Annotated in this window: 8 protein-coding genes; 5 read left to right on the top strand and 3 right to left on the bottom strand. The window is 68.3% G+C overall.

The genetic code is table 11. The features are described 5' to 3' along the window. Window positions 1-700: 700 nt before the first annotated feature. The 3 genes from CcI156_RS20985 to CcI156_RS20975 are packed head-to-tail and all read right to left on the bottom strand — an operon-like array spanning window position 701 to window position 3,539. The gene (locus CcI156_RS20985) at window positions 701-1,480 is read right to left on the bottom strand and encodes a PIG-L deacetylase family protein (protein ID WP_023840400.1); all 780 of its coding nucleotides are present in this window, start codon (window positions 1,478-1,480) and stop codon (window positions 701-703) included. Continuing rightward, window positions 1,477-2,643, bottom strand: a complete 1,167-nt coding sequence (locus CcI156_RS20980; RefSeq protein WP_023840399.1) for a glycosyltransferase family 4 protein — start codon at window positions 2,641-2,643, stop codon at window positions 1,477-1,479. The genes CcI156_RS20985 and CcI156_RS20980 overlap by 4 nt, the downstream gene beginning before the upstream one ends. Next, the gene (locus CcI156_RS20975; RefSeq protein ID WP_076807729.1) at window positions 2,643-3,539 is read right to left on the bottom strand and encodes a glycosyltransferase; all 897 of its coding nucleotides are present in this window, start codon (window positions 3,537-3,539) and stop codon (window positions 2,643-2,645) included. The genes CcI156_RS20980 and CcI156_RS20975 overlap by 1 nt, the downstream gene beginning before the upstream one ends. Before the next feature lie 42 nt (window positions 3,540-3,581). On the opposite strand from CcI156_RS20975, the gene CcI156_RS25990 reads away from it, so the two are divergent. The 5 genes from CcI156_RS25990 (at window position 3,582) to CcI156_RS20955 (ending at window position 7,898) form a co-directional block, all read left to right on the top strand. Next, window positions 3,582-3,791, top strand: a complete 210-nt coding sequence (locus CcI156_RS25990; RefSeq protein WP_160323737.1) for a hypothetical protein — start codon at window positions 3,582-3,584, stop codon at window positions 3,789-3,791. 143 nt (window positions 3,792-3,934) lie between these two features. Further along, a complete protein-coding gene (locus tag CcI156_RS20970) occupies window positions 3,935-4,630 on the top strand; it encodes a class I SAM-dependent methyltransferase (protein WP_023840397.1) in 696 nt (231 codons plus the stop codon). Next, window positions 4,623-5,621 (top strand): GNAT family N-acetyltransferase, encoded by a 999-nt coding sequence (locus CcI156_RS20965; protein ID WP_023840396.1) that lies wholly within the window; start codon window positions 4,623-4,625, stop codon window positions 5,619-5,621. The genes CcI156_RS20970 and CcI156_RS20965 overlap by 8 nt, the downstream gene beginning before the upstream one ends. Window positions 5,622-5,663: 42 nt before the next feature. Continuing rightward, the gene (locus CcI156_RS20960; protein ID WP_076807727.1) at window positions 5,664-6,794 is read left to right on the top strand and encodes a TRM11 family methyltransferase; all 1,131 of its coding nucleotides are present in this window, start codon (window positions 5,664-5,666) and stop codon (window positions 6,792-6,794) included. Further along, the gene (locus CcI156_RS20955) at window positions 6,795-7,898 is read left to right on the top strand and encodes a glycosyltransferase (protein WP_035734513.1); all 1,104 of its coding nucleotides are present in this window, start codon (window positions 6,795-6,797) and stop codon (window positions 7,896-7,898) included. It abuts the gene before it with no gap. Window positions 7,899-7,979: the final 81 nt, after the last annotated feature.

The following is a 7,979-nucleotide window of genomic DNA, read 5'->3' as shown; positions in this document are numbered from 1 at the left end:
ATCGTCGTGTCGGAACGCCGGGCACCTCTCCCGGTCGCCTCGATCGCCCCATCAACCGCGTCCCGCGAGACGAACGACGTCAGGACCCCCAACGARATCCAGTCCGTCAGCTGGCTACCCGTGTCCGTCACAGCCCAGGATCATGCCGTCAACCCGGCAGATCCACCCGAACCGACACACCACAGCCAGCCAAGATCCAAATAGTGGAAGTGGCATTGCCGGTAGCCCACGTCACCGCAGAAATGCCCCCGGCAGACGGCGTCGGGGGCCTTCATCGTATGCCCGCTATAGCCGCAGAGAACCATGCTGGCGTGTTGAACCGTCTTCCCGACGTATCCCCCCCATGGCCGACTCTGGACCGTTGGCGGGGTCGAGCGTGAAGGGGCCGAAGAGACAGTGGGAGTGCCGCCGTSAGGGAAGCGCCGTCATCGTGCGGGGAAGCGCCTCCTGTGGCAGGACGCGGCGTCGTCGGGGGCCGATGCAAAAGCCAGTGGCCCGGAGCGTCGGTGGTACCAGGGCGCTGACCTGCGACGCTGTGATATGCACGGTCGATGCCAGCGATCACTGGTCCACATTGACCAGTCCACTATGACTACCCCCGCTGGGCATCGCACCTGCACAGCGATCTTGAATGGCAACATGGTTGTCACATCGCGGGTGACGGCGGGGACGCGGCTACCGGACCCGCGACGAAGCACTTCTATTCTTGTTCTATCGTCCAGTAGAGTTCGCCGGCGCCATCCGCGTCGTGGGCGAGAGCATGCTCGTTGAGCGCTTCCACCCAGTCCTGTCCCTGAGGCCACAGCATCCGGACCTGGCTGGTGTAGCTCGCTATGGCGGCGTACTTCCGTGACCATGATTCAGGGGCTGGTGCTCGAACTATGGGTGTGCCCGCGACGTCCGGGCGCTCTGCCGTTGCCTCCGCAGCGTATGGGAGATCCTCCCAGGTCTCGGCCGCGATTCCAAGTCTGCCGGCCACGCTGAGGGCTGCGTCTCGTGTGGCACGGTGGTCCACGTGATGGCCGATTCCCGCGCAGGTCAGGATGCGGGTGGGTCGTAGCCGGTGGCACCGCGTCTCGATGGCTGCCTCAAGGGACGACCGTAGGTTGGGTTCGGCTGGAAGCGAGGTGTCGAACATCGCTTGGCCGTGGGTGCAGTGCCAGGCGCGGTCCGGCCGGCGTCGGTAGATCGCGTCGTGGAAGTCTGCGTGGTGGGCGTGTGCCCCCAGAATGGTGAGGGCAGCAGCGTCCTCGCCGCGCCGTATCTCGAAGGCGGTGCCGTTATGCGGCAGGCCACAGCGGTCGTGAAAATCCCGTGCCACCGGAGACAGGTCGTTGTCGGCGGGGAAACCCGCGAACAAGGTCAGGACGTGGATCTCCGTCCCGGCGCTTGCCAGCTCCGCGATCCACGCGCCTGCRGACAGCGCGGCGTCGTCGAGATGCGGAGAGACGATCAGCTGCGTGCCGTCGACACCGGTCACGCTGGCTTCCCCGCACGTTGCGGAGCATCTTTCCCGTCGAAGGCAAGATCGTAGCCGTCGGCGACTGCTCGGCACATCCGGTCGAGCGTGAAATTCCGCGTATAGTGCTGGCGCCCGAGCTTGGCGAGCGCGCGTGCCTTTTCTCCATTGCCGAGGAGGTCGAGAACCGCCGCGGACAAGGCCGTGGTGTCGCGCCGAGGAATCAGGACACCGGCGTTCCCGAAGTCGAGCAGGTGGGCGACGTCTCCGACGTCGGTAGCGACCACAGGTACTTCATGGGCCATGGCTTCCACAACCGTGCGTGGCGAGCCTTCGATGTCGGAGGGTTGCACCATGACGTCGAGCGCGGCGTAGATCGAGGTCGTGTCGTCCACGAGGCCGGTGAAGGTCACTCGCTGGTCGAGACCGAGTGCGACGGCGATGCTTCGGAGATGCGGCAGTTCGCTTCCTCCGCCAACGACAAGGAAATGCGCGGCAGGGCTGGCCGCCGCCACGGATCGAGCTGCCTCAAGAAAGAGGTCGAGTCTCTTCTCCTGGGACAGGCGGCCAACCGTCCCGGCCAGAAAGCAGTCTGGCGGGACGCCGAGTGTGCGCCGCAGGTGCTGACGGTTCCGGCGCAGGTCTTCCAGGCGCGAAGGGTCCGGCGGGTCGATGCCGTTGTGGACGACGATGCTGGCGGTCCGGCCCGGATGGTCGAGCTGGTGGACATGCCGGTGGGCTGTGGCGAAGGCGATGGCGGCAACGCGACCGCTGCGGCGGTCCAACGCGGACTTCAGGTGAAGCCATCGCGTCGTCTCGATCCAGCCGTGCGCCGTGACCGCGGCCGGGATGCGTCGCCACGTGCCGGTCAGCAGCCGCATGGACGCGAGGAGGTAGTTGGCCTCGTAGCCGTGGGCGTGGACGAGCGCGACGCCGTGTCTGCGGGGCAGCTCCGCCAGGCAGCGGATACCATGCGGTGGCGGCGTGGTGACGACGGGCAGACCCGCCTCACTCAGCAGGCCGAGATAGTGAGCGGTAGCTCGCGGGGCCAGGATCAGCGGTTGCCAGCTTCCTGCCCGGCGCTGCGCGACGGCGAGGTCGCGGACGTGAAGGTCGGCTCCGCCGACCGCTCCGGCCTTCTGCGGAACGATGACGTGCAGGACCCGGCGCGCTCCGCTGCTCATCAGGGTGTGACAGCCAGGTCGGGACGGCGGGTGACACCGGCCCACGAATCCCATACTCGGGCCAGCGCATCGGCGGCCTGGTCCCAGGTGGGCAGCAGTCGCACCGCGTCCTGTGCGCATTCCTGCTGGGACCGGCGGATCTCGGCCGACGCGAGAAGGCTCAGGCAGGACTGGGCGATCGAAGAGGCGTCGTCTCGAACGAGGACCGCTCCTGCTGGTAGCTCGCCGAGGCCCTGGACGCCCACCGATGTCGTGACGACTGCCCGTCCCCGGCTGAGGGCTTCCAGGACCTTGACCTTCACGCCCCCGCCGATACGGAGAGGGCAGACGACGACCTGTGCGGCGTCCAGCCATCCGGTGAGGTCGGGCACCGGGCCAGTGACCCTCACCCGCGGGTCGACACGAGCGGCCTCGACAAGCCATGTCGGCGGACCGGAGCCGGTGAAGGTGAGGGTCGTCGAAGGGCGGCTCGCCGTCACTGCCGGGAAAATCGCGGTAAGCAGCCATCTGGCCGCAYCCTGGCTTGGCGGGTAGGCAAAGTTCMCGACGAACAACAGGTCGCTGACTGCCGCGTCCCTGTCCGCGCATGGGACGGGTGCGGCGTGTAGGTGATCGGCTCCGTTCGGCAGATGGTGGACCGTGGCGAACGGCGCGTGCCGACGGATCACGGCGCAGTCCTCGGGGGTGATCGCTCCGACGGCCGCCGCCGTCCGCCAGGCAAGGCGCTCCGTGTCCTGCGTCAGCGTGGCGGCGCTGCGCAGTCGTCGGCGTTCCCGGCCGCTGGTCGCGAGGTCTGCCTGCTGCCAGAGAAGAGACGATTCGATGTTGTGTTCGACGACCAGGGCACGCGAGCGGGCCGGGGGCGGGAGCAGTCCGAGCAGGTAATGCCCTTCCACGTGAACCAGACAGTCCTGGTGGCGCGACCACCAGGAAGCGAGGTGAGCACGCGCACTGGCGGACCGATGCCGTCTGACATGCGGGCTGAGACGCGGGCGAGGCGACTGGTGCGCCGCGAAGACCTGCGCGCGAATTCCCCGGACAAGAGCCTCGTCGACCGCGCGGCGGTCAGCCTCCGGAACCTTCGAGATCGCGACAAGATCGATATCGAATCGGTGGGCAAGCCGCTCCAGGAGCTGGGCTTCGCGTAGCCGCCCGCCACTGGACGCTGGCCACGGGAGGTGATGGGTGAGGAAGAGCACCCGTTGGTCCCGGCCACCGCCCACCATCCATCCCCCGTCACAACCTGACTACCCTTGGCATCAGGACGGGAGGATCGTAGCATCCGGGTGATATGGATCTGATCCGTTTTCCTGACCCACATCCGGACAATCTCGCCGCGGCGCTGGCCCGCGTCAGCCCTGACGATCAGGTAGTCGACGTCGGCGGATGGTGGAAGCCACTCAACCGCGCTGACCACGTGGTGGACCTGTTGCCGTACGACACCCGCGCGGGCGGCGGTCGCCTGGGCCCTGGACCCGAGCGGTACGACACCTCGACGTGGCACCAGTTCGACATCTGCGACACCCCCTGGCCGTTCGACGACAAGTCGTTCGACTTCGCCTTCTGCGGACAGACCCTGGAGGACGTTCGCGACCCGATCGCAGTGTGCCGAGAGCTGAGCAGGGTGGCCCGCCGCGGTTACGTCGAAGTTCCATCTGTGTGGATCGAGTGCACCTTCGACGTGGACGTCGGACCGCTGACACCGCGGTATCCCGGATACGAGAAGCACCGCTGGCTGGTGTTCCACGAGGACGACGAGCTGCTGTTCGTCCCCAAGCAGGTGTGGCTGTCGCTCGTCGAGTTCGTCCCGGCTCCGGTGGCCACCACGTGGCGTTCCGACCAGCGGATCTGGACCACTCCCGTGCATTGGGAGAACGAGATCCGAGGGCGGGAGCTGGCGTTCTCCGGCCAGGAACAGATCATTCCTTTGCTCCGCGACTACTTCGGCCGCTTCGACTACAGCCCGTTCCAGTCAGCCCGTGATTGACGTCACGACGTGCACGACGCTCGCGGAGGCCACCGCCTACGCTCCGGTCTGGGAGGAGATGCCGGCCGACGGTGCCAGCGGCATCTTCACCTCGCCGGCCTGGTGCCTCGCCGCCTGGCGGTTCTTTCCCGATCTCGGCTCGCCTCGGCTGCTGGTCGCCAACTCCACCGAGAGCGGTCCGCTCGGGATTCTGCCGCTGACGGCCGGCGCGAACGGACTGACCTGGGCGGGGAGCCCACTCGGGGACGAGCACGACGTCCGGTTACGGCCGGAGTCACCGCACGCCGGGCCAGCCGTGGCACGGCTCGTCCAGGAGATCGTCTCGCGGTCGCCGTCGACGGCGTCGGTTCTCCTGACCGACGTCCGGCCTGCCGGTGTCCTGGTCGATTTCGCGCCGAACCGACCCGGCACTCCTGCGCCGGTCCTGCACCTGCGCGAACCGGACTCGGCGTGGGGCTCGCTGGCGTGCATACCCGGCTGGTCTCGGGGCCGTTGGCGGGAACTGCGCCGGCTGCGCCGCGCCTGCGAGCGGTCCGGCCCTCTCACCATGACCAGGATCACCGAACCCGTCCAGCTCCACGACGCGATCCCCGACTTCGTCGCCGCCCGGCTCGCCGCCTGGCGGACGCGCGGCAGGTTCGACGAACTCCCGGTGATGGACCGCCACCCTCGTTTCCCCGAGTTCCTCGCCACCGCCGCCAGCGGGCTCGCCCGGACCGGCCGCTGCCTGCTTGCCCAGCTTCTGTACCTGGACCGCCCCATCGCGCAGGCCCTGTACTTCCGGCTGGGCTCGGCCGACCTGCTCTACATGAGCACTTTCGACCCGGAGTTCGCCGGCTACTGCCCGAGCCACCAGCTTCTCGCCGAAGCAGCCGCCGCCGCGATCCAGGAAGGAGTCAGCCTGATCGAGATGGGGCGGGGTGACGAGCCGTACAAGTTCGATCTTGGCGCTTCCCCTCGGCATCTCCGCGAAGTTCTGGCCCCGGGATGAGGGCTCACCGACCTGCGACAGATCATTGGTAGGTTGGGGGTCATGGCCGGTCACCGTGAAAGGACGCGGCACCCGGCAGAGTCTCGTCCGGGTGTCCCCGGGTTCCTCGCTGCCACCCTGYCCGGCCTGGGCGGGCTCCTGTCGTCCGAGATCACCGACCATCCGGACCTGGACCCCGACGACAAGCCCGGCTTCGACGGACGCGCCGACATCGTCCGTTTCCAGGCACGCCGAGGAGCCCAGTGGGAGCTGTCTGATCTCAGGCTCGCCGAGGACGTGTTCACCACGATCGGCGAAGCGGACGGCAACGCAGGGCCTCGTCAGGTTGCCGCGGCGCTCGTCACCCGTACCGGCCTGGAACGGGCACTGTCGGTTTGGGCCCGGTTCGTCCGCCACCTTGGCTCCRCGATGACCTATCGCGTGATCACCAGGGTCCTGGACGAACGCCGTTTCAAGCGGACCGAACTACGCCGTGCCGTCACTGACACGATCGCCACGCATCGGCCGCGGTGGCGCCCTGCCGACCCGGCGGAGTTGGAGATCTGGGTACTCGAATACCGCAAGGGCCACTTCCTCGCCGGCCTGCGGCTGTCCGACCGGCGGATGCGACAACACGGCGAGGGCAGGGAAAGCGAACGTCACGGGGCACTGCGCCCAGTCGTCGCCGCCGCGATGGTCCGCCTGGCTGGGCAGAACCCCGGCGAACTGTTGGACCCCTGCTGCGGGTCAGGAACGATCATCCGCGAAGCGCTCGACCTCGGCTGGCAGGCGCGTGGCTCGGACGTCGACCCGGAGGCGGTCGACATCGCCAGCACGAACCTCCCGGGAATCCGCCTGGAGCAGGCGGACGCGCTGAAGCTGCCGCATCCCGACGGCGGTTTCGATGCTGTCGTGAGCAACCTCCCGTTCGGGAAACAGTTCACGGTTGACGGGGACCCGCATGCCTGGCTGCGTGACGCGCTGCGCGAGTTCGCCCGGATCACCCGTCCCGGCGGACGGGTCGTCGTCCTCGTGCCACCACCGGTACCCAGGAACCCGCGCGGGCTGACCCTCCTTGGCGCCCATCCGCTGCGTCTGCTCGGCACACCCACCAGGATCTGGGCCTACGGCCGCTCGGAGGACGCCAGGAACTCCGATCTGGAGGATTCACCCACCACAACGGCGACGATGTAGGTGCCACATCAGGTCACCTTCGTGACGACCGGCGTTGCCGCACCTGGAGCGGTCAGCAGCCGCGTTGCCGCGCTACGGGCAGGTCTGATCCTTCGCGGCTGGCACGTCGATGTGCTTGACGTGCCACCGGCGCGGCGGTCGCCGATCCAAGCCGTCGTGGATCGCCTGCCGCCGTCAGTCGGCCAGGCGCTGGAGCAGGCGGGTATCGAGGGCGACGTGCGGCCAGCCGTGGCTTGGCGCTCGCTGCCAGCGCTGCGAGCTGTGCGCCACGGCGTGGTTGTCGTCTCCGTCCCCCCGTTCTCCCTCCTCGCCGCCGCGACGTTGATCCGCCGCGGTCTGCTCGTTGTCGTGGACTACCGCGATCCGTGGAGCGCCCGAGCGCACCCCCCTGCGCTGGCGCGGATCACCGGAGCTCTGGAAAGCGTCGCCCTCCGACGGGCCCGTGCCGTGACCTTCGCGGGAGGCCCTGCCTTCGGGCGCCTGCTCGCCGCACGGTTGGAAGTGCCAAACGACAAGATTTTTTCGGTTCCGAACGGGTTCGATCCCGCCGACCTGGCCGGCGTGCCGCAACCGATGGCAGACCGGCGCCGTGACGGCACACCGCTCGATCTCGTCTTCGGCGGCTACTGGTATGGACGCAACGGGCCTGGCATCCTCGCCACCGCGCTCGACCGCGTCGGACCGGAGACCGCCACGCTCACCGTCGTTGGGGACGCAGCCGCCACCATCGCTGTCCGGGCGGCCCGCGAACCYGCCATCTCCCGCCCCGCGCTCTACGCAAGACTCGCCCGCGCGGATGCCGCGGTCATCACCCTCGACCACGCCAGCGCCGTGGAGTCACGTATCCCGGCCAAGGCGTATGACTGCCTTGCCGTTGGCATTCCGGTCATCGCGATCTGCCCGTCCGGAGCGGCACTCCTGGCGATCCCGGGTGCCGCCCGTTTCCACCACATCGTCCACGATGACGTGGATGGCCTGGTCGCGCTTCTGCGGGCCGCCTGCGCGGACCGGTCGTTGCTGCGTCCTGGTACTCAGGGCAGTGGACCGACGCGCGACGCCGGAGCGGGCTCGCTCGACAAACTGCTACGGGAGATCGTCTCCTGACCGATGAGAACACCTTCTCCCGTCCGACTGCGCCCAAGAGCTGCTGTCGCACGCGATGCCGTCGGTGCGGCCCCTCTGTAG

Source organism: Frankia sp. CcI156 (genome assembly GCF_001983015.1).
GTDB lineage: Bacteria > Actinomycetota > Actinomycetes > Frankiales > Frankiaceae > Frankia > Frankia casuarinae.
Note: the sequence above shows the minus strand (reverse complement) of the source record. Positions and strands in the feature narration are given on the sequence as shown.

Bases quoted from the DNA above. Each gene is read 5' to 3' on its own strand.
- CcI156_RS20980 (WP_023840399.1), bottom strand. From the start codon at position 2,643: ATGAGCAGCGGAGCGCGCCGGGTCCTGCACGTCATCGTTCCGCAGAAG.
- CcI156_RS20970 (WP_023840397.1), top strand. From the start codon at position 3,935: ATGGATCTGATCCGTTTTCCTGACCCACATCCGGACAATCTCGCCGCG.